Source organism: Mesorhizobium sp. USDA 3734 (genome assembly GCF_056279665.1).
On sequence record NZ_JBWCCW010000001.1, the window covers coordinates 4,750,095 to 4,770,133 of the forward strand.

The 20,039-nt window shown below is 57.8% G+C and carries 19 protein-coding genes and 4 pseudogenes; 19 read left to right on the forward strand and 4 right to left on the reverse strand.

What is annotated here, in order from left to right; all coding sequences use genetic code 11:
- Positions 1–132: 132 nt before the first annotated feature.
- From ACZ89F_RS23010 to ACZ89F_RS23050, 9 genes and pseudogenes are all read left to right on the forward strand, one after another.
- Entirely contained in the window at positions 133–1,440 is a 1,308-nt protein-coding gene (locus tag ACZ89F_RS23010) for a TolC family outer membrane protein (protein ID WP_476097342.1), read from the forward strand.
- Positions 1,441–2,008: 568 nt separating this feature from the next.
- Positions 2,009–2,761 (forward strand): carbonic anhydrase, encoded by a 753-nt coding sequence (locus ACZ89F_RS23015; protein WP_476094376.1) that lies wholly within the window; start codon positions 2,009–2,011, stop codon positions 2,759–2,761.
- A 529-nt stretch (positions 2,762–3,290) separates the two neighbouring features.
- Positions 3,291–3,620, forward strand: a complete 330-nt coding sequence (locus ACZ89F_RS23020; RefSeq protein WP_476097478.1) for a hypothetical protein — start codon at positions 3,291–3,293, stop codon at positions 3,618–3,620.
- Positions 3,608–3,771 (forward strand): annotated as a pseudogene (locus ACZ89F_RS23025) (transposase domain-containing protein); the annotation flags it as partial. The gene ACZ89F_RS23020 and the pseudogene ACZ89F_RS23025, both read left to right, overlap by 13 nt.
- A 756-nt stretch (positions 3,772–4,527) precedes the next feature.
- Positions 4,528–5,199, forward strand: coding sequence for a winged helix-turn-helix domain-containing protein (locus tag ACZ89F_RS23030; protein WP_476094377.1), 672 nt, complete (start codon positions 4,528–4,530; stop codon positions 5,197–5,199).
- 92 nt (positions 5,200–5,291) lie between these two features.
- Positions 5,292–6,705, forward strand: a pseudogene (locus tag ACZ89F_RS23035) (type II and III secretion system protein family protein).
- Between the two features lie 10 nt (positions 6,706–6,715).
- Positions 6,716–7,162: a CpaD family pilus assembly lipoprotein gene (locus tag ACZ89F_RS23040; RefSeq protein ID WP_476094378.1), complete on the forward strand. Its 447-nt coding sequence runs from the start codon at positions 6,716–6,718 to the stop codon at positions 7,160–7,162.
- Positions 7,163–7,167: 5 nt separating this feature from the next.
- Positions 7,168–7,284 (forward strand): hypothetical protein, encoded by a 117-nt coding sequence (locus tag ACZ89F_RS23045; protein WP_476094379.1) that lies wholly within the window; start codon positions 7,168–7,170, stop codon positions 7,282–7,284.
- 303 nt (positions 7,285–7,587) lie between these two features.
- Positions 7,588–7,994: pseudogene (locus ACZ89F_RS23050) on the forward strand (transposase); the annotation flags it as partial.
- A 51-nt stretch (positions 7,995–8,045) separates the two neighbouring features.
- Here the strand turns inward: ACZ89F_RS23050 and ACZ89F_RS23055 are convergent.
- The 3 genes and pseudogenes from ACZ89F_RS23055 to ACZ89F_RS23065 all read right to left on the reverse strand — a co-directional run.
- Positions 8,046–8,227 (reverse strand): annotated as a pseudogene (locus ACZ89F_RS23055) (IS110 family transposase); the annotation flags it as partial.
- A 132-nt stretch (positions 8,228–8,359) separates the two neighbouring features.
- Positions 8,360–10,012, reverse strand: coding sequence for an HrpF/NolX family T3SS translocon protein (locus tag ACZ89F_RS23060; protein WP_476094380.1), 1,653 nt, complete (start codon positions 10,010–10,012; stop codon positions 8,360–8,362).
- A 291-nt stretch (positions 10,013–10,303) separates the two neighbouring features.
- Positions 10,304–11,005, reverse strand: coding sequence for a nodulation protein NolW (locus tag ACZ89F_RS23065; RefSeq protein ID WP_476097343.1), 702 nt, complete (start codon positions 11,003–11,005; stop codon positions 10,304–10,306).
- Positions 11,006–11,190: 185 nt separating this feature from the next.
- On the opposite strand from ACZ89F_RS23065, the gene ACZ89F_RS23070 reads away from it, so the two are divergent.
- Together ACZ89F_RS23070 and sctJ are read left to right on the forward strand one after the other, a co-directional pair.
- The gene (locus tag ACZ89F_RS23070) at positions 11,191–11,697 is read left to right on the forward strand and encodes a nodulation protein NolB (RefSeq protein WP_476094381.1); all 507 of its coding nucleotides are present in this window, start codon (positions 11,191–11,193) and stop codon (positions 11,695–11,697) included.
- Positions 11,698–11,706: 9 nt separating this feature from the next.
- Positions 11,707–12,570: a type III secretion system inner membrane ring lipoprotein SctJ gene (gene sctJ / locus ACZ89F_RS23075; protein ID WP_476094382.1), complete on the forward strand. Its 864-nt coding sequence runs from the start codon at positions 11,707–11,709 to the stop codon at positions 12,568–12,570.
- A 127-nt stretch (positions 12,571–12,697) separates the two neighbouring features.
- Here sctJ and ACZ89F_RS23080 read toward each other — a convergent pair whose 3' ends face one another.
- Entirely contained in the window at positions 12,698–13,060 is a 363-nt protein-coding gene (locus ACZ89F_RS23080) for a hypothetical protein (protein ID WP_476094383.1), read from the reverse strand.
- A gap of 146 nt (positions 13,061–13,206) precedes the next feature.
- Here ACZ89F_RS23080 and sctL point away from each other — a divergent pair, with 146 nt between their 5' ends.
- The 8 genes from sctL (at position 13,207) to ACZ89F_RS23120 (ending at position 19,587) form a co-directional block, all read left to right on the forward strand.
- The gene (sctL, locus tag ACZ89F_RS23085; RefSeq protein WP_476094384.1) at positions 13,207–13,830 is read left to right on the forward strand and encodes a type III secretion system stator protein SctL; all 624 of its coding nucleotides are present in this window, start codon (positions 13,207–13,209) and stop codon (positions 13,828–13,830) included.
- Entirely contained in the window at positions 13,827–15,185 is a 1,359-nt protein-coding gene (sctN, locus tag ACZ89F_RS23090; protein WP_476094385.1) for a type III secretion system ATPase SctN, read from the forward strand. Before sctL ends, sctN begins: the two co-directional genes overlap by 4 nt.
- On the forward strand, positions 15,161–15,709 hold the full coding sequence (locus ACZ89F_RS23095; RefSeq protein WP_476094386.1) for a hypothetical protein: 549 nt from the start codon (positions 15,161–15,163) through the stop codon (positions 15,707–15,709). The genes sctN and ACZ89F_RS23095 overlap by 25 nt, the downstream gene beginning before the upstream one ends.
- A gap of 61 nt (positions 15,710–15,770) precedes the next feature.
- Positions 15,771–16,790: a type III secretion system cytoplasmic ring protein SctQ gene (sctQ, locus tag ACZ89F_RS23100; RefSeq protein WP_476094387.1), complete on the forward strand. Its 1,020-nt coding sequence runs from the start codon at positions 15,771–15,773 to the stop codon at positions 16,788–16,790.
- A complete protein-coding gene (gene sctR / locus ACZ89F_RS23105; protein ID WP_476094388.1) occupies positions 16,783–17,448 on the forward strand; it encodes a type III secretion system export apparatus subunit SctR in 666 nt (221 codons plus the stop codon). The genes sctQ and sctR overlap by 8 nt, the downstream gene beginning before the upstream one ends.
- Positions 17,449–17,477: 29 nt before the next feature.
- Entirely contained in the window at positions 17,478–17,726 is a 249-nt protein-coding gene (locus tag ACZ89F_RS23110) for an EscS/YscS/HrcS family type III secretion system export apparatus protein (RefSeq protein WP_374120420.1), read from the forward strand.
- Positions 17,727–17,734: 8 nt separating this feature from the next.
- Positions 17,735–18,553, forward strand: a complete 819-nt coding sequence (sctT, locus tag ACZ89F_RS23115) for a type III secretion system export apparatus subunit SctT (protein WP_476094389.1) — start codon at positions 17,735–17,737, stop codon at positions 18,551–18,553.
- The gene (locus ACZ89F_RS23120; protein ID WP_476094390.1) at positions 18,550–19,587 is read left to right on the forward strand and encodes an EscU/YscU/HrcU family type III secretion system export apparatus switch protein; all 1,038 of its coding nucleotides are present in this window, start codon (positions 18,550–18,552) and stop codon (positions 19,585–19,587) included. Before sctT ends, ACZ89F_RS23120 begins: the two co-directional genes overlap by 4 nt.
- Positions 19,588–20,039 lie beyond the last annotated feature (452 nt).

Genomic DNA, 20,039 nt, shown 5'->3' on the forward strand with positions numbered 1-20,039 from the left:
CTCGACAGCGTCTTAGTTGCGGCCCGGGCATTCTGGGTGCGTTCAACGCGGGGGGCGTGCACCCCTGGCCCGTGATTGTCCAGCGTTCATAATTGGAGAAAGAATTTGCGACCAAGTAAGAGACTGGCCGGACTGGCATTCTTGATTATAGCGACTGTACCGCTCTCCTCGAACGCTTCGGCCGAGAGCATTTTGAGGGCCCTATCGAAGGCATACGAGAACAATTCTTCTCTGAATTCGGCCCGCGCCAATGTTCGCGTCACCGACGAGAGCGTGGCAATCGCAAAGTCAGGGTGGCGCCCGACGATTGAGGGTTTCGCGACCATCGATCAGTCCAGCAGCCATGTTAACGGGAAGAATAAAAACAAGCGCACGACGACCGGCGAATATGGCGTGCAGGTCAAGCAGACGCTGTTCGACGGTTTTCAGACTAGGAACAATGTCGCGGCCGCCGAATCGCAGGTAAGAGCTTCGGTAGAAAGCCTGCGCGACACCGAAGAGAACATCCTGTTCAAAGCAGCCCAGGCCTATATGGACGTCGTTCGCGACCGGCAGGTAGCGGTGCTAACGCATCAAAACGTGCGGTTCCTGACCGAGCAGGCGCGAGCTGCGCGTTCACGCTTCAAGGTCGGCGAAGTCACGCGAACTGACGTCGCTCAGGCCGACGCTTCGCGCGCCTCTGCCGTGGAGCAATTGGCCGCCGCCCGCGAGCAGGTCCTGGTAAGCGCGGCGACTTATCGTCAGTTAGTCGGCCACGAGCCGGGGAGGCTCAGGGCCGCTTCGCCGCTGTCGAAGCTGTTGCCGGCGAGCCTCGATGCGGCACTCGTGACTGCATCACGCGAGCACCCCACCATCCTCGCCTCGGAACATCTGGTCGACGCGGCAGCGTTTTCGGTGAAATCGGCCGAAGGTGTGCTGCTGCCGCAGCTATCCGCTTCCGCCGGCGTCTCGAGCGCCTATAGCAACACCTCGCCTATTGCCAGCCAGCAGGACGGTACGACCAATTCAGCTACTATCGGCGCGAAATTGACCATACCGATCTATTCGGGTGGCCGCACTTCGGCGCTTGTACGACAGAATAAGGAATCGCTCAGTCAGGCCCGGATCGATATCGACGTCGGCCGAGACCTGGTGCGTCAGCAAGTGACTGCAGCGTGGACCACGTATACCGCAGCCCGGCAAACTCTAGCGGCCAACAGGCAGGTGATTGCCGCTGCGCAGCTTGCCTTGAATGGCGTCGTCGAGGAGCGCGATGTCGGCCAGCGCACCACGCTCGACGTTCTCAACGCCCAGGCCGCAGTCATCACCGGGAAGATCAATCAAGCCAAAGCCAAACATGACGTGGTGGTGGCGAGTTATGGCATCCTACAGGCAATCGGTCACCTGTCGGCCGAGCGTCTCAACCTGCAGGTGATAAAATACAGGCCGGAAGAACACTAAAACGATGTCAAAGACAAGTGGATCGGCCTACGCCGGGTGTGCGATAAACTGCCGAGGGGATGTACCCACATGCACTTAGGGTCTCTCCACCGATCCGAGCACAGGGGCGTCGTCAGCAGCGCCGCGCATGGTCGTGAATGCATCCATATCGTCGATGTAGCAATCGATTTCTCTAGTTGTCCGATGATGAATATGAAGGCGTAACTTGGCGTGGTGGGCAACATCGGAGTAGTTGGAGGCCCGGGTGCCGAGACCATCTTCGGAAGAGAGGTCGTATGATTTGGATTGCCAGGGCAAACGGTGGTGGTGGAGGCAACGACCACGTATTCGGCACAGATAGCTGGAACCATCTAGCGAGCGACAATGGCCGCGACAAACCGGCGGTGAGGATGGCGGTCCCGGCGACGATGTCCTGTATGCGGTGACGTGAAGCCCTGCGCGACGCGCTGGTCGTATACCGAGCTGTTCGGCGCAATTGCGACGATGTTGCCACATCATAGTTGCGACTGCAGCTCCCGCCATAACAACCTCAATTAAAAGCTCGGTTCAAATCCAGGAGCGAAGCAATATGCATCGTCGTAATCTGATCAAAGGGTTCATTGCACTCGGCGGGTGTGCCATTTGCGCTGAAGCCGCGCGGGCGGCCAGTACCCATTGGGGATATGCCGGCCCGGCAGGACCCGAACACTGGGGCGATCTGGATGAGAGGAATTTCGTCTGCTCGACGGGCACGCAGCAATCGCCGATCGATATCAAGGGCGCCATCAAGGCGGATATTCCCTACATCGCCATAGGTTGGCACAAGGGCGGCGGCAGGATGGTGAACAACGGCCACACCATTCAAGTCAACCTGCCGCAAGGCAGCACGCTCACCCGCGGGGATCGTGTCTACGACCTGCTACAGTTCCATTTCCATGCGCCGAGCGAACACCACGTCGCGGGCAGGAGTTTTCCGATGGAAGCGCATTTCGTCCATAAAGACGCCGACAGCGATACTGTGGGTGTGCTGGGCGTATTTCTGACGCCGGGCGCGACAAATGCCAGCTTTGCCAGCCTTGCCGCAGCATTTCCCGCAAACTCAGGCGAGGAGACAGCGGTCGACGAGGTCGACCCCAACGAGCTTCTACCGGCTTCGCTTGGCTACTGGACATATGAAGGATCATTGACGACGCCGCCATGCACCGAAAACGTCGAGTGGATGGTGGCAATGGAACCGGTTGACGTCGACCCAGCAGACATGGAGCGATTTACCTCACTCTATCCATTGAACGCGCGACCTATCCGTTCACCCAATCGGCGCTTCATCCTAGGCCTGGGCTGAGGTCCCGCCACCGTCACGGGGCAATGCCCGGCTGACGCGCTATATCGACGTCTATCGCTCCGCGTCACAGAGGCCCTTTGGGAGCTCAGCCACACCTTGGTGCGGACGAAGACCAAGTTGGTCGGTCGCGCTGCAATGTGTGGGCAAGCGCGGCAGGAAACGCCCGGAAACGATCTAATTTCTGGGCCTGACTACGAACTGCACGCGTAACCTGAAGATTTTGATCGGCGCGTCGATATCGTTGGTGTAGTAGAGCCGGTCGACCCCGATCGCAAGCTTCGCGCCATTGAGTTTCTTCTGCAGGACGAGATGTAGGCGTCCTGTTTCCCACGCGACTCCGAAGCACATTGTGCGACCTGCCTGGGATCGATACCGGTCGGAATTTTTTGGCAAACGCGTATGCACCAGTCCAAAAGGGCTTTTCTGGCAGGCATGGAAGTTGTTGAGGTGCCAAATGGGGGTTGTGCATCAGACGACCTCCCTCCCCTGCAACCTCTCTCTGCCGTTGTCTCACGCGGACCGACCTCGATTGCAGGACACCGAGACGAACTCTTCCATCTACGGCACTTTGCTTTCCTATCATCGCGGTAACGATGCGGCGGTATCAGTACGCCCGAAATGGAGTTCGTCGCCGTCCGCGAGAACCTCGGCCTTGAAGATTGAACGCAAGCTGCAGCACGACGGGGAGCCATTCGGCGCGATGCTTCCTTATTCGCCGCACCCGAATTGGTGCCGTGCGAAATGCGCCGGTGCCGATTGGTACCGTCCAGCTTTACCAGGGCTCGAGTCGAACCTGACCAAGACCGGCGTCAGCTTGCTTTTGATGCCGATCGACTGGCCAATCCGCTTCAGAGCCTGATTGCGACGGCCAAGACGAACGATATCGACCCGTAGGTCTGGCTCGCCCACGTCCTAGCCCGACTGCCCGCCTAGCCGGCCCATCGGATCGATGATTTGCTGCCGTGGAATCGGCGATCCGCAAAACTGCGGGCCCACCAGCGGCGGCCTGATTATGCAGCGCAATAAGGTGCATCACGTTCTACACCGTCGAACGTGTCGCCAGGGACCTCGGCGACCGCGAAGCGCTCATCCAGGAACTGGCCCTCGGTCTCGAGCCCGAGGACGGGGTCATCTGGGTGTACGGCGCCAACGATGACGACGGGGATCTTGGCCCTCACCGATGAAGGCATCGAGGAGATCACACTCCTCCTCGAAGAATATCATCGCGTCTCCTCATCGAAAGCTTGACCCAGCACCGCGGTGCTCAGGTGCTCATGGCCACCAGAATACGCACGTCTGCGTATTCACCGGCTTCACCGGATGCGTACGGCTCAAAGCCGCGGCACGAAGCATCAGCCTCACAGCGCGAGCTGGGTGAATAAGCGCACCCATCCAGCATGTGGATGCTTACGATCCGAACAATCGATTTGTTCAAGTCACTTGTCGAAAGCTAACCCGTCCCAGGATGGAATCATGGACCCTGGAGGCGCCGCTGGTCTGACGAATGCAGGGCCGCAGTTAGAGATCAATGCGCAGACACATTGCAAGCAGAGTTGGTGGCATTTTCGGCTGGCCAAACGGCGTTTCAGCCCAGCAACACGATCTTCCGACGTTCTATCCCCGCCTACTGCAGGCGTGCAGCTCGCATGCTCCTGCGACTGCCCGTCCCAAAGAGGACTACGAACACTGCGACGAGTGCGCGACTTCTGCTGCCGCCGGTCTCAACGGTACTCGGTGACCTGTCCTACCATTGATAGGAGATGAAAATGCGAACGCTATTCGTTGACCACCATGCGGATCTTACGCAAGCCGTGGGAGTTGCACTCGGGGATGGGGGTTTCACCGTTGATGTCGTTCGCACACTGGAACAGGCATCGAGTGCTTTCTTTTGCGCCAGTTATAAAATTCTCCTGCTGGAGTTGGCTCTGCCGGATGGCGATGGCCTGGATTGGCTGAGGCAGCTAAGGAGTGAAGGACATTCAGTTCCTGCTCTCGTTATGAGTAACGTTGACGATCTTGAGATGCGAATTGCGATCTTCAATGGTGGCGCGGACGATTTTCTGCTCAAGCCCGTGTATACCAATGAACTCATTGCCAGAATGAGAGCCGTTCTGCGCCGGTCGACACAGATGACCGACCCCATCATTGTATTTGGCAATCTCCACTTCGATCCGATCGGCCGACAGGTTTCCGTCGCTGGTCATCCGCTGGCGGTCGCACGCCGTGAATTATGTATTCTAGAGCATCTGCTCAACCGTGCAGGCCGCGTCGTGCCGCGTTCGCAGTTGGAAGATCACCTCTATTCGTTCAACGATGAAGTATCGGCCAACGCGCTTGAAGTCGGAATTTATCGCTTACGTGGGTATCTGAGCAGGTCAGGCGCAACGCCACGGATAAAAACGGTGCGTGGCATTGGTTACATTCTTGAATGTGACTAGAGCCACATTCGTAAAGTTGGCCGAACTTGAAAGAAAAGACCGCCTTGAAAATCATTCCAACTCATTCTGACACCGATCGGCGGCCCCCGCACATGGTATGCCCGAGACGTGCTATTGTTTCTCCTTACTTGAGCCGCCTCCTCTGCGCGGTAATTCTGTCATTTCCAGTTTCTGCCCCGGCCCAAAACATGGAGGATAAAGGGGCGCCGCGTGCCGCTTCCAATAGCATCGACGGCACGCTGGACCTTTCCTCTTCGCTCGGCAAGACGGTTCATTTGCCCGCGCCAGCCAAGACCATCTTCGTTGCTGACCCGACGATCGCTGATTATCAGGCAGCCTCGAACACAACCATCTTCGTCTTTGGGAAGAAATCCGGGCGGACCAGCCTGTTCGCCTTGGACGATAAGGGCGAGGCTCTCGCCGCGTTGCGTATTGTCGTTACGCAACCGATCGAGGAATTGCGCGCCATGTTGATGGACCAGGTCGGCGACTCTTCAATCCATGTGAGCTATACGCCGCGCGGCGCAATCCTTAGCGGTACAGCGCCCAATGCGGAGGTCGCCGACACCGCAAAAAGGGTCACCGAGCAATATCTCGGTGACGGCGCGCAAGTCGTCAATAACATTAAGGTCGCTGGTTCCTTGCAAGTTAATCTCAGTGTGCGCGTAGCGGAGGTCTCCCGCAGCGCCATGAAGGCGCTCGGCGTTAACCTGTCCGCCTTTGGTCAAATCGACAATTTCAGAGTGGGCTTGTTAAGCGGCGGAGGCGCTGGGTCTAGTGCAGCGCAGGGTGGCGGTACAGCAGAAATCGGATTCAACAATGGTTTCGTCAACATCGGTGCGGTTCTCGACGCGCTCGCCAAAGAGCACATAGCTTCCGTTTTGGCTGAGCCGAATCTCACCGCGATGTCCGGTGAAACTGCCAGTTTTCTCGCTGGCGGCGAATTTTCCCATCCCTGTCCTGCAGGAAAACGGGCAAGTGTCGGTTGAATTCCGTAACTTCGGGGTCAGCCTGGAATTCGTGCCGACCGTTCTCAGCAACAATCAAATCAACATTCGCGTAAAACCGGAAGTCAGTGAACTAACGTCCCAGGGTGCCGTCCAAATCAAGGGTATCTCCGTACCGGCGGTTTCCACGCGCCGGGCCGACACAGTCGTCGAACTCGCCAGTGGGCAGAGCTTTGCAATTGGCGGTCTCATCAGGCGCAACGTGAACAATGATGTCCGTGCGTTTCCCTGGCTCGGCGAAATGCCGATCCTTGGCGCCCTGTTTCGTTCCTCCTCGTTTCGAAAGGAAGAATCAGAACTGATAATTCTGGTTACGCCTTACATCGTAAGACCAGGCTCCAGCCCCAACCAGATGAGCGCACCCACAGACCGGATTGCGCCGGCTTTGGACGGAGCGGGCACTCGGACGAATTCGCCGGCAAGTCCGCCGCGAGGCCGCGCTGCTGCCCACACGGGCGCGCCGGGGGCCAAGCACGGTCCCGGCTTCATAATCGAATAAGGTGATCGAAATGACTTTGCGGATCAAAGTTCTCCTGATCGCCCTGACGGCCAGCGCAAGTGGCTGCATGAGCACTGCGCCGATCTATGTCGAGCCATCGGCTCCAATCCTTATCCGACCGGAGACCACCGTCCTGACATTAGAGAGTCTTGGCGCTTCCGAACGGCAGCGCTTGCGTGTTTTCCTTGATAGGACCAGTCGCGGCCGGCGCGATGCCCTTCACCTCCTTATCTGGGGCTCTTCCCGGCTCAGCGCAGAGGTGGTGCGTCAGGCCAGGCAGATGGGTATCGACACTTACAAGATCCATTTGCTCGACCAACACGACAGCGGCGCAGTCCAAGTAGAAGCAATTGTGTATCATGCCCGCCCACCTACCTGTCCGTCGTATTCCGGTCCTTTACTCAGTGACAAATCCTTCGAGCAGCCGCTTGGCTGTTCGACAGACGACGTAACCTAGCTGCAATGGTCAACGATCCTCGCGATTTGCTCGACAACAAGGCTGTCGGGCCAAGTGATGGTGAGCGTGCGGCCATACCAGTTGCCACATACAGGACATTCGCGGCGCGCAAAGGTGGCTAACATGGGATCCTATGCTCTTTAGCTCAAAGCCCGTCACCCGCTCCAGCATGTAACCATTGCCGATCGTTCGGGTCTGGTGATGCACGAGCCGTCACAATACACGATCATGACTTGATCGAGATAGTGTGCCCTCGCCTCTCCAGGGCGCTCCCCAGTCGCGCTTCGACCGTAACCTTGCCTAAGTGATTAGATGGGGTATTCGGCTTGACCCTGTCCCGGAGGGCGATGGTTAGGAATGCAGTGCTTCGAGCTGATGATAGCCTGAGGGTGTCGCTTCACAAGCATTCCGGAAAGGAAGGCAGCATGAAGCAATACGCTGGACTGGACGTCTCTCTCAAAGAGACTTCAATCCGCATCGCGGACGAAACGGGTTCGATCTGCCGTGAGCTGAAGGTGGCAGCCACCCGGAAGACCTCGCTCAGGCGCTCAGGCTTCCGCATTGCAACTGGTCGGGATCGGGCTGAAGCTGGACCACTGCATCGAGACCCGCCACTCGAAGGCGTTCCTCAAGGCGCAGGTGAACAAGCCCGACCGCAACGATGCCGCGGCATCGCCCAGATGATCGCGGGCGAACCTGTCCCGGCCAGTACAGGGCAAGACAGTGATAAGCCCAGCAGGGCCGAGCTCTGCTCACCGCTCGAAAGCTGCTGCAGGAGAAGGCCATCGCGGTCGAGAACGACATCCGCGTCTTGCTGCGTAACTTCGGCCTTCTTTAAAAGTTCGGCCAGCCACTCGTGGACGCGTCCGGCAAAGCCGCGCGGCCCGAAGCCGCGCAAGATGCCGCGCACTCTGTTCTCGATATCCTAGCTTTGATTGAATGAGCTTGCGTGCGTCAGCACCGCCCGCACCTCTTGCGCGGCCAGCGACTTGCAATGCACCGGTCGCAACAGCCAAGCAGCATCAGCTTCGCGATGCCGCGCGCGTCATTGCGGTCCGACTTCAAGTATCGCCTTGAAGGCGGAGCGGCTGAGCCCGCCCTTGGGCGGGCTCGGTCGCCTTAACGCACGCCTGACCACTCGACGTGCGGAAAGGCAGGTTCGCCGCAAGGCGTGGCGAGGAAGTCGCACATTTGTTGTCAGGCCACGATATGGGATAATGGCATGCCCATCTGGCTGGGCAGGCCGGCCTCTTGCACAGGGGCGGCCGGAAGCTGTGCGTGCAGGTTGTGCAGATATTCTTGTGCATAGTTTTGCGCCATGGAAATCGGCAGATCGATCCCCGCCGTCGCGGCCTCTTCCAGCGCCTGCTTCACCAGCCCGTTGCGAATGGCAAGCTTGACCTGGGGGCCTGCGACAAGGCTGAGCGCCTGCGCTCCGATATTGATGCCAGCATCAATCAGCGCCTGCTTCATGTTGCCTCCGGTAATGGCTGTACGGACAAGATTTGCCGCTTGCGCCTCGAACGCGAGCGTCATCGACACGGCATCGGCCAATTGGCCCACGACCGGAATGAAGCTCAACAGACCCACCGCCGTCGCTGCCCAATCAGCCACTGTCGAGTACACCTTGAGCACGTCGCCGACTGCGTGGATGAAGGCCCCGCCATTCTTTTTGGCTGACTTGGTATCAGGCTGGTCCGCCCGGCCCATCATCATCTCCGCGGCGGCGTCCTGTTCCGCAGCGGTTGCGGGCTCATGGGTCTTTGGCTGCTGAACGGTGCGGTTGGCTGACGACATGCTGTCGTAGAAGTGGGCAAAGTCTTTTTTGCTGATGTTGCCGGAATCGACCGTGTGTCCGCCGCCGAAGTCGAAGAACGAATTGTGGGTCTTATAGCCCGTAATCGAATTGTTTAGCAGACCGAACAGTAGAGGATCCGAGAGCAGCTGGGAGGCCGCTTCCCGTACGTTCGGCTTGAGGCTCTCGTCTTCTGCCATGCTCGCGAGCTTGTCACGAGTCAGGACACCGCTCCCAAAAAAGGCTCTCTGATTGCTGTTGATAGTCTTAAGGGTATTCAGCTCAGTCTGCGTGAGGCTCATCGACGATGAAGCGGCTTGTAGAAAATCCTCTTTGTGGACCTTATCTGAAGTGCCACCGCGCAGCTGCTTCCACTCATCTGGGTGATCGATGAAGTATTGAGCCGCTGCAATGACCTGGGGGGGACATTTGCCGGTTTTCGCTTCGCCGTGGACGATCTGCTTGAAACTGTCCTGACTCAGCTCCTTGGGCAAGTTTTCGGAGTACCGGTAAAACTCGCGCAAGGCATCGCTCCGGGTCATTAGCGAAGGCGGAACGTTTTTGGTGCTGTCGGATGGTATGTAGTTCTGGACGTAGCTTTGCGCCTGGCTTTCCTGAAATGCGGCAACTTGCGGATGATGCTTGGAGAATTTAGACAAATCCTTGGCGGTGATCGTACCCCCGCCGTCTAATTTATAGCGATCGCCCTGACAGTTGATGGCCTGCAAAAGTTCTGGATCCTGCTGCAGCCCCTCGATCGCCTCTTTCAGATCCGGTGGTGTGGAAGGATCGTTGGCTTTCTCCGCCAGCGAACTCGGACTGAGGGGCATATGGTCCTTGTGACGGTTCAGCACCGCCACGATTTGCAATTCGGCCTGGGTCAGCTCCCCGCCCTTCCGCGTGACGCTCGGGCTTGAGGGTTCGCGCGTGCAATTCCTCAGTATTGCTTCGAAGGGCGATGCGCTTTGCTGGGGCTGCAGAAAAGCTTTCGAGAGCAGCAAGGGTCCGGACATTCCGGGATTGGCGTTGATGATAAAGGAAGATATATTCGACATTTGTACATCCTCAAACGATGTGAAAATTCCCACAAGAGCCCCCCCTCGGGAAGCACTTGGGTTCACGAGCTTTGACAGTTCAGAGCTCGGCTGGGACCAATACCCCTGCTGTGCTTCAAATTGCCTCGCGCCAGGTCCATGCGCAATCCCAGCACAATGGCCGGAGATATCACTGAAGCTGCCGGTTCCCACGATGAGCTGTTTAGCTTTCGGCAAACTGACGAGTTCAGAAGAATTCACAAATTGGGGTGGCGACGGTGACATTTTGTCCCGAAGCTGCGACCGCAGATATTATTTGTGGGCTGGCTCTGGCTTCCCGCCAACGCGATCCTGCTGCGGCACGTCGGACGAATAAGCGGCTTCAGGTAGTCCGTTGCGGACGACCATGGTGGAGGAGCCCCGAAACAATGTTAGGACCGATTCGCTTGGCGGCGTTTCAGGTGCGCGAGGCTGCGCCTGTGCCTCCGCGACGAGGCCATTGAAGGTCTGCTCCACGAGCGCGGTGAAGCGCGGCGGACCGGAAACCAAAACGAGTCCGTCTCCCGGCGCGGGTCTCACGACGTAGCGGTCATCGGAGATCTCAAGCTCATCAAGTGCACCCTTGAACGCGTCGAAGCGAATCGACGTCAACACAAGCATGCGAGTTTGCGATTCTTTTGCGGCTGACACGTAGAGGACAAGCCCATCGAAGTACCATTGCAGACCGTAGAGATTGGCCAAACGGTCCAGGAACTCGCGCGGTGGCAAATCCGGCATACTCCCGCGGATCCGCCCCTTCACCTCGGCGCTAATGTTGATTCGGATATTCATGTTGTTGCCGAATTCCTGCAGCGCGGCAGAGAGATCCTGATCGAGAACCGTATACCTGTAGGGTGTCTCGGAGAGCGATAAAGGGACGCCGAGAGTTCCGTGGATTCCGGCGGAGAGAAAAAACCCGGCACACAGAAGTCTCAAAACGTGCAGGCGGACGGATGGGATGAGCGCTCTCAACATTTCGCACTGATAAACCAAAGCCTGAAATTTGCACAAGTGACTAAGTCGCCCAGCATGACTTTTAGATGACTAATAGGGCTTCGTTAGTCAGCTTGTCGTCAGCTCGGCCGCCTAGACGTCGACCCGATAACGAATGATGAAGGGCCGGGCTCGCTCGGTCAAAGAGGAAGCTGTCGGGTCCTTGCATGATGATGCCTATCACGTCGATCACTACCACTTTAACGGACTGTCTCCCCAAGACCGGGTCACCGTCGTTCAGCGAGCAAGCGCAGTTTGAGCGCGCACTGGCGCACGCGGCCGACTCGCTGAAAAACGACGCACCCTCGGCGCCACCGAGGGTGCCAGTTCCTCCGGCGGCAATTGGTGTTCAACGCGAAGCTACGCATGTGAGTGCCTTGGGCGACCGCGTGTTGCAGACCATTTCTGCGATGTACCCTGACCATACTGTTAGTTCGGCCGCGCTTGACCATCGGGTAGGCCTTTTGAAGGGTGCTCTACCTGCCCCGCAGAAGCTTCCTGCCGAAGGTGGTGCGGGAACCGGAGTGTCGGGCGTCCCGCAAGAAGGGCATGATTTCGAAACAATGATTGCTGGTCTGCGGGATCTTTACAACGGCGTCACCCAGGTTTCTCTTCTTTCCAAAGGCGTCAGCGGCATCACCTCATCTGTGAATAAACTTCTAAAGGAAGGCTGAACCGCGCGCATGATTGGCTCAGCCAAACAAATCATGCGTGGCGCGTCTGGTCGGAGATCACTTCGCCTTGTCGTGCTGCCACTTCTCGTGGCCCTCAGCAGTTGCAAGGTCGATCTCTACACGCAACTGCAGGAGCGCGAGGCGAATGAGATGCTCGCCCTTCTGATGGACAACGGGGTTGATGCGGTCCGGGTGGCCGCCAAGGATGGGACCAGCACGATCCAGGTTGACGAAAAGCTGCTCGCTTACTCAATCAACCTCCTGAATGGCAAGGGATTGCCGCGCCAGTCCTTCAAGAATCTCGGCGACATATTCCAAGGATCAGGCCTGATTGCCTCGCCAACCGAGGAACGTGCCCGTTACGTCTATGCGCTCAGCGAAGAGTTGTCCCGCACGATCAGCGATATCGATGGGGTGTTCTCTGTACGTGTCCATGTGGTTCTGCCGCATAATGACCTTTTGCGAGCAGGCGCCACACCGTCCTCGGCCTCGGTTTTTATCAGACACAACGCCAAGGCTGAACTCTCGGTTTTGGTGCCGAAGATAAAGATGCTCGTGGCCGACAGCATAGAAGGGTTGTCCTACGACAAGGTCGAAGTGGTTTTGGTGCCGGTGGAACGTTCCGCGCCTGAGCAACGCTCCGTGCCGGCGACTGTTTTGGCCCAGCCATCCAGGCCCGTTGCAGCGCCACTTCTAGCGGCCGTGATCGGTATTGCCGCAGCTGTATTCGCAGTGGCGTCCTATCTCTTAGCCAGCGCCCTTAACCGCCGGCGCAGGCAATCATCGGGCGAATTTTCCAACATCGAGCGGCAGTCGGGTATTTCCGTTCTCGAGGCCGTTCGCAAAAAGATCCCGGCGATAGCGCCTAAATGACATGTCAATGCCAGTGCCAATAGAGCCCCCCCAACTCGACGGTTTGTTCCAATTGCCTGCCTTGGGCCGGAGCGGACTTGCTGCCTCGGTCCACCCGACTCGTCTTGCCGCGCGTCTTGATCCGGCGTTATCGGCTGCGACGTTGGCTAAGTTGCAGAAATGTCCCAGACTGCAGCGAAAACTTACAGAATTGTTGCTCGACAATGATTCGGATTCGAATGGCGTTGACTGGGGGCCGGACCTTCTGCGCGGTAACGATCCGCATCGGGCTGCCCTCCTTGCAGGTAGTATATGGCATGCCCGTTCGCTGCTTAAGCTTGTCTCTCAGCCTCACCTCACAGTGCTTATTGAACGCCTCGGCGCTGATGCCCATGCGTTTGGAATCCGACATCTGGCGCATGCCATTGCGGACAGATTGATCGCTGATCCGGAAAAACTCGCGCGCCAAATCGAACACGATGGACACGCCTGTCTTGGTGCCTGGCTTCATCACTGTCCAGTGATGGAGCGCAACCGCGTGCTTCTACGCTTGCCCGTGGGAACCGCCGCCGACGATCCAGAGCCTAAGCACGGGAACGCCGCAGGCCAGTTGTTTTCGCTTGTGGTTCGCCATTTTGAGGCGGAGAACCCCCTGATATGACAGCCGATATTTCCCTGGCGCCCGCAGCGCCGCAGATACGCCCAGTGGGGCCACTGATACCGGCGAGCGAGCTCGAAATCTGGAATAGTGCCGCAGAAGCGCGTGCCGCCGCAGAACGGTATCAGCAGCGGATTCGCAGCTGGGCACGCGCCGCGTATAAGCGTGAGTCAGCGCGCGGCCATACCGAGGGCTTGAATGCTGGCGCCGAGGAAATGGCAGCGCTGATTTCCCAGGCAGTCGCCGAAGTCGCGCGACGAAAGGCGGTTCTGGAGCAGCAATTACCGCAGCTTGTGATGGAAATACTAAGCGATCTTGTGGGAGCGTTCGATCCGGGCGAAATGTTGATTATGGCTGCTCGTCACGCCATCGAGCGCCAATACAGTGGCGCGGAAGTTTGCCTTCATGTGTGTCCGACGCAAGTGGACATGCTTGCGCGAGAGTTTTCGGGATGCGACGGACAGGATGGTCGTCCAATGGTTCGGATCGAACCGGATCCGACGTTGTCGCCGCAACGGTGCGTGCTGTGGAGCGAGTACGGCAATGTCGATCTGGGGCTTGATGCGCAGATGCGCGCGTTGCGCCATGGCTTCGGGTCGCTCTCTGAAAAAGGCGAGCTGTGACCACGCAGGTATCAGAATATAATGACGACGCTGTGATCTGCCCTGCAGATCCGGCGATCTCGTCTTTGAGAGCTACAGCAAAGCGGATCGACACGCGCGGTGTGCGTGGCAGGATCACGCGGGCTGTCGGCACACTGGTCCATGCCGTCATGCCAGACACTCGTATTGGGGAACTTTGCCTCCTACAGGACCCGCGAACCGGACTGTCGCTCGAAGCCGAGGTGATCGGCCTGGTGGATGATGGCGTATTGCTGACGCCGATCGGTGACTTGGTCGGCCTCTCCAGCCGCGCGGAAGTCGTGGCTACTGGACGAATGCGTGAAGTCCCCGTCGGCGGCGACTTACTCGGCCGAGTGATTGACAGTCGTTGCCGTCCACTGGACGGCAAAGGCCAAATCAAAACCGCCGAGACTCGGCCGCTGCACGGCAGAGCCCCAAATCCAATGACAAGGCGCATGATTGAGCGGCCCTTCCCGCTCGGGGTCCGTGCCCTGGATGGTCTCCTGACGTGCGGCGAGGGCCAGCGGATCGGTATTTACGGCGAGCCAGGTTGTGGCAAGTCGACGTTATTATCACAGATCGTAAAAGGTGCTGCCGCTGACGTCGTCATAGTCGCGCTCATAGGCGAACGAGGACGTGAAGTTCGTGAATTCATCGAGAGGCATCTTGGGGAGGAGGGCCTTCGCCGTGCGGTCGTCGTTGTTGAAACGTCCGACCGCTCGGCTGTTGAGCGGGCACAATGTGCTCCGATGGCGACAGCGCTCGCGGAGTATTTTCGCGAACAAGGGCTACGCGTTGCTCTCATGCTGGACTCGCTGACACGCTTCTGCCGCGCCATGCGTGAAATAGGCCTTGCTGCGGGTGAGCCGCCGACACGACGGGGCTTTCCTCCTTCTGTCTTTGGCATGCTGCCAGGCCTGCTGGAGCGCGCTGGCATGGGTGAGCGTGGCTCAATCACGGCTTTCTATACTGTGCTTGTAGAAGGCGATGGCACAGGTGATCCGATCGCCGAAGAATCGCGCGGCATTCTCGATGGCCATGTCGTCCTCTCACGCTCGATTGCAGCGCGATCGCATTTCCCCGCTATCGATATACTGCAGAGTCGCAGCCGCGTAATGGATGCGGTCGTTTCGGGGACACATCGCAACGCAGCATCCTCCTTTCGTGAACTCCTCTCGCGGTATGCCGAGACCGAGTTCTTGATCAATGTTGGCGAATACAAGGAAGGCGGCGATCCCCTGACGGACCGGGCTGTCGCGTCAATCGACGAACTGAGGGAGTTTTTGCGCCAGAGCGAAGACGAGGCGTCAGGGTTTGAGGAAACGGTCGCATGGATGTCGCGTCTGACCGCGTGAATCATATTCAGGCTTCGAGGCTACGGCTCCTGAAGGAAATGCAAGAGCGTCGTGCCCTCAGTGAGCTGTCCAAGAAGGAAGCCCAGCACCATATGGCCACCTTAGCCGCACAGAATGCCTGCCGAGAGCTTGCAATGGCACAACAACATTGCTCAACGGCCGAAGCAGCGCTCTACCAGGAGCTGATGACGCTCGACGACTTGTCTAGCGCCACGCTCGACCGGCACCACCTCCATATTGAGCGGCTTGCGGCTGAGATCACTCGCAGCCGGGAGATGCTCGATAATGCGCGCATCGCCGAAGAAAAGGCCGAGTTAGCGGCGTCCGAGACGCGGGACCTATGGGCCGCATGTTCGGCGGCAACGCAAAAATGGCGCCAAATCGAGGACGACGTCCGGCGCGCCGTCGAGATCCATTCGGAGGCCGCAGGCGAGATCGAGGCCGACGATGAGATACTGCTTCGGTTTGGGAGGGGTCCGCTTACCCAGGTCGCGAAAACAGATTCGATTACCCGCAGGTCCTGAGAATGACAGAACCGTACAGTTTTCGGCAGCCGCTTTGGTGAGCCCCGCTCTATTGGAACCAGTGCTGACACTGTCCCACGAGGTCGCCGCGTGGCTGAATCACACAGCGGCTTCCCGCAGACCGTTTCAGAGCCGGATCAACGACGTGCCGCTATCGGTGCGTATGGCAGGGCTTGTCTTGCAGGAGAAATCTGCTGCCGTCATTCCAATGTTTGACTGCATTTGGAGGGTCGGAGCTGAGACGGTCGTCCTGTCGATATCGCGGTCGCTTGTAGAGGGGCTCTTCGCTACAGTGCAGAAAGGGCTGACTTTCCCTTCCGAGCCGACGGCTTCACTCATTGTGGAACTTGCACTTGAGCCGCTTATCGCTCGACTGGAGTATACGACACAGCTGAACGTGCAACTGGTGCGCGTGTGTGAAGCCGCGACACTGGCTCCCTATCTCGAACTGGATATCGACTTCGGCCCGGTCAGTGGCAAGGGTCGTCTGTTCCTGTTCTCGCCTCTTGATGGCTTGGTGCCGTCCGCGTTTCGCGCTCTGGGCGAACTGTTTGGCCAGTTACCGCGACAGCCGCGCGGATTACTTTCAGACCTCCCGATCGTGGTTGCAGGGGAGATCGGCACGCTGCGCGTTCCTGCGGCGCTTCTTCGAAAAGCATGTGCCGGTGATGCGCTGTTGCTGGACATGGCACCGTTCGGCCGCGGCCAGATCACCTTATCTTTCGGCCAATTGTGGGCCGGTGCAGATCTTGAGGGCGACCAGCTAGTCCTGCGCGGGGCCTTCCGCCCGCGATCATGTTCTTTGGAGAATGCGCATATGACACAACCTGGATCGCAACTAGGGCTGACGGAGGATCTCGACGATGTCGAGATCATGCTTGTCTTTGAGTGCGGCCGCTGGCCTATTCCTCTAGGGGAATTAAGAAGTGCCGGCGAAGGGCATATTTTCGAACTTGGACGGCCGATTGAGGGTCCGGTCGATATACTTGCCAATGGTCAGTGTATCGGGCGTGGCGACATCGTGCGCATTGGGGATACGCTGGGCATCAGGCTCCGTGGCGGGTTGGGATGCAATGACTGAGATCCAGCCGCCAATCCTGGCGCTTCTCGCGGTTACCGCCGGACTGGGTCTGCTGGTTTTAGCAGTCGTCACGACCACGGCCTTTGTAAAGGTATCGGTTGTTCTTTTCCTTGTGCGCAATGCGCTCGGGACTCAGACGATACCACCTAACATAGTGCTGTACGCCGTGGCATTGATCCTCACCATGTTCGTTAGCGCGCCCGTTGTTGAACAGACCTATGATCGGTTGACCGATCCGAAGCTACATTATCAGACGTTCGATGACTGGGTAAGCGCCGCCAAATCCGGGAGCGAGCCCCTACGTGATCATCTTAAGAAGTTCACAAATGAAGAGCAGAGACAATTTTTTCTCTCGTCGACCGAAAAAGTCTGGCCAGAGGAAATGCGTAACAAAGCAACAGCTGACGATTTGTCCATTATGGTCCCATCTTTTCTAATTTCAGAGCTAAAGCGCGCGTTTGAGATCGGATTTCTCCTCTATCTTCCTTTTATCGCTATCGATCTTATTGTGACGACAATTTTGATGGCGATGGGCATGTCTATGGTATCCCCAACGCTTATATCTGTCCCTTTCAAACTCTTCGTGTTCGTCGCTATTGATGGTTGGTCGAAATTGATGCACGGACTTGTGTTGAGTTACACGATACCGGGAGGTTGATCATCGCCGAGTCCAATATTGTCACTCTAATGAGCCAATCGTTGGTGGTATTCATGATCTGGATTCTGCCCCCGCTCATTGCATCGGTGATCGTTGGCTTGGTCATTGGCATCATCCAGGCGGCAACGCAGATCCAGGATGAAAGTCTGCCACTCACCGTCAAGCTTCTGGTTGTTGTCGCGGTTATTGGCTTGGCCGCGCCTGTGCTGAGCGCACCGCTGATAGAGCTAGCCAACCAGATCTTTACCGAGTTTCCCGCAATGACACTTAGCTACTAGTCTCCGCCATGTATTCGTCACCGGCCGAGATTCAAATCCTGATCCATACGGCTATCGAACTCGTCCTAGCAGCCGGCCTTGGCGCAGCGCGCGCGATAGGCATTATGATGATCCTCCCTGTATTTACACGTTCTCAGACCGATGGGCTGATCCGCGGCTGCCTGGCTGTTGCCTTCGGATTACCATGCCTGGCACACGTCAGCGACGGGTTGCAGGCGCTGGATCCTGAAACACGCCTGATCCAGGTAACTCTGCTCGGATTGAAGGAAGTTTTTGTCGGCGCACTACTTGGCACCTTCCTTGGCATTCCCTTGTGGGGCCTTCAGGCGGCCGGTGAGTTTATCGACAACCAACGCGGCGTCACCAACCCATCCGCACCGACCGACCCCGCGACGAACAGTCAGGCTTCCGCCATGGGAGTCTTTCTCGGGATCACTGCGATTGCCATCTTCGTCGCATCAGGGGGGCTGGAAACTGTGATCAGCGCGCTTTATGGAAGCTATTCGATCTGGCCCGTGTACAGGTTTTACCCTATATTGAGCACGCAAGGAGCAATGGAGGTATTAGGGCTCCTCAATCACATTATGCGGACGGCTTTATTAGTATCAGGGCCCGTCGTGTTCTTTATGACGTTGATTGATGTATCTATGATGCTAATGCGTCGCTTTGCGCCGCAATTCAAATTGAACCAACTGTCCCCGACGATCAAGAATATTCTCTTTCCGATTATCATGGTCACTTACGCTGCCTATCTGGTCGAAGGGATGAAACTGGAGATCACACAAGCGAATGGCGCGCTCGAGTGGTTCGATAGTTTGCTGAAATGAGCGACTCGAGTGAAGAGAAGACACACGCCGCCACCCCCAAAAAGCTAAACGACGCGCGCAAAAAAGGGCAGCTGCCACGTAGCTCCGATTTCCTTCGCGCTGCCGGCACTTGCGCTGGGCTCGGGTACCTATGGCTAAGAGGCAGCGTGATCGAAGACAAATGCCACGAAGCGCTGTTATTTGTCGGCAAGCTGCAGAACCTGCCATTCGACTTCGCGGTCCGGCAGGCGATGGTAGTGCTCCTCGAACTCACCCTGGCAACTGTTGGCCCGCTGCTTGGAACGCTTGTCGCGGCGGCGTTTTTGGCAAGCTTATTAGCCAATGGTGGATTTGTTTTCTCTCTCGAGCCAATGACGCCGAAATTCGAGAAAATTGATCCTTTTCAAGGGCTGAAGCGCTTGGCGTCTGCGCGTTCGATGGTCGAACTCGGCAAGACGCTGTTTAAGGCATTCCTTCTCGGCGCAACCTTTTCCTTTTGCCTCCTCGGCATGTGGAAGACGATGGTTTATCTACCGGTCTGCGGCATGGGTTGTGCGGGCCTTGTCGTTACGGGGGCAAAACTGCTGATCGGAATTGGCGCCGGCGCACTTCTCGTCGCCGGCCTCATCGATCTCCTGTTGCAGCGTGCGTTGTTTCTGCGCGAAATGCGGATGACCAAGACTGAAGTCACGCGCGAGATGAAGGATCAGCAAGGGGCGCCAGAGTTGAAGAGTGAACGACGTCGCATTCGCGACGAGTCAGCTGACGAACCTCCCCTCGGTGTGCACCACGCCACGCTGATCTTCAAAGGAACGGCGATCCTGATCGGTCTGCGTTACGTACGCGGTGAAACCGGGGTGCCCGTCCTGGTTTGCCGCGCCGAAGGCGAGCGGGCTTCACACCTGCTGAGCGAGGCGCGGGCGCTACGTCTTGAAATTGTCGACAACGATGTCCTAGCGCATCAGATCATCAACAAAACGCAGCTGGGCAACCCCGTTCCCATGCAATATTTCGAGCCCGTGGCGAGAGCACTCTTTGCCGCAGGATTGGCCTAAACGGTCCCGGGTCCACCCACTCAGTCCTTAAGATGGCGCCGGTGAAACCCGTCCGATCGACAGAGATTTTGATCATCTCGCCGAGCCTGTCTTCGTTCTGCGCCAAGCCATCCCAAAAATACTCGAGCCCGAGCTGGCCGTCACGCTCCGACAGTCCAGGGTGGGTCGCGGACCAATTGCAAGTCGCGGATCTCCGAAATGCGCACACTTCTGTCCCCGCTATTATGGTTGATGGCTGCGATTGGCTCGCTCGGCGATGTCGGTGCACGCGCCATCAATCAAAAGATTCGATGCCGTCGAAGAGCAGGCCGTCGTCGAGGCTGAATGCGACGTAGCCCGAACCGTGGTCGTCACCTCATAGTCGATCAACGCTTCTCGCCTTCGATGCGAACCCGCCGCTAGTTCCCTCTTGCCAGAGCCTCGGCAGTCGGCTGCGCCGTTCCGGCCACACA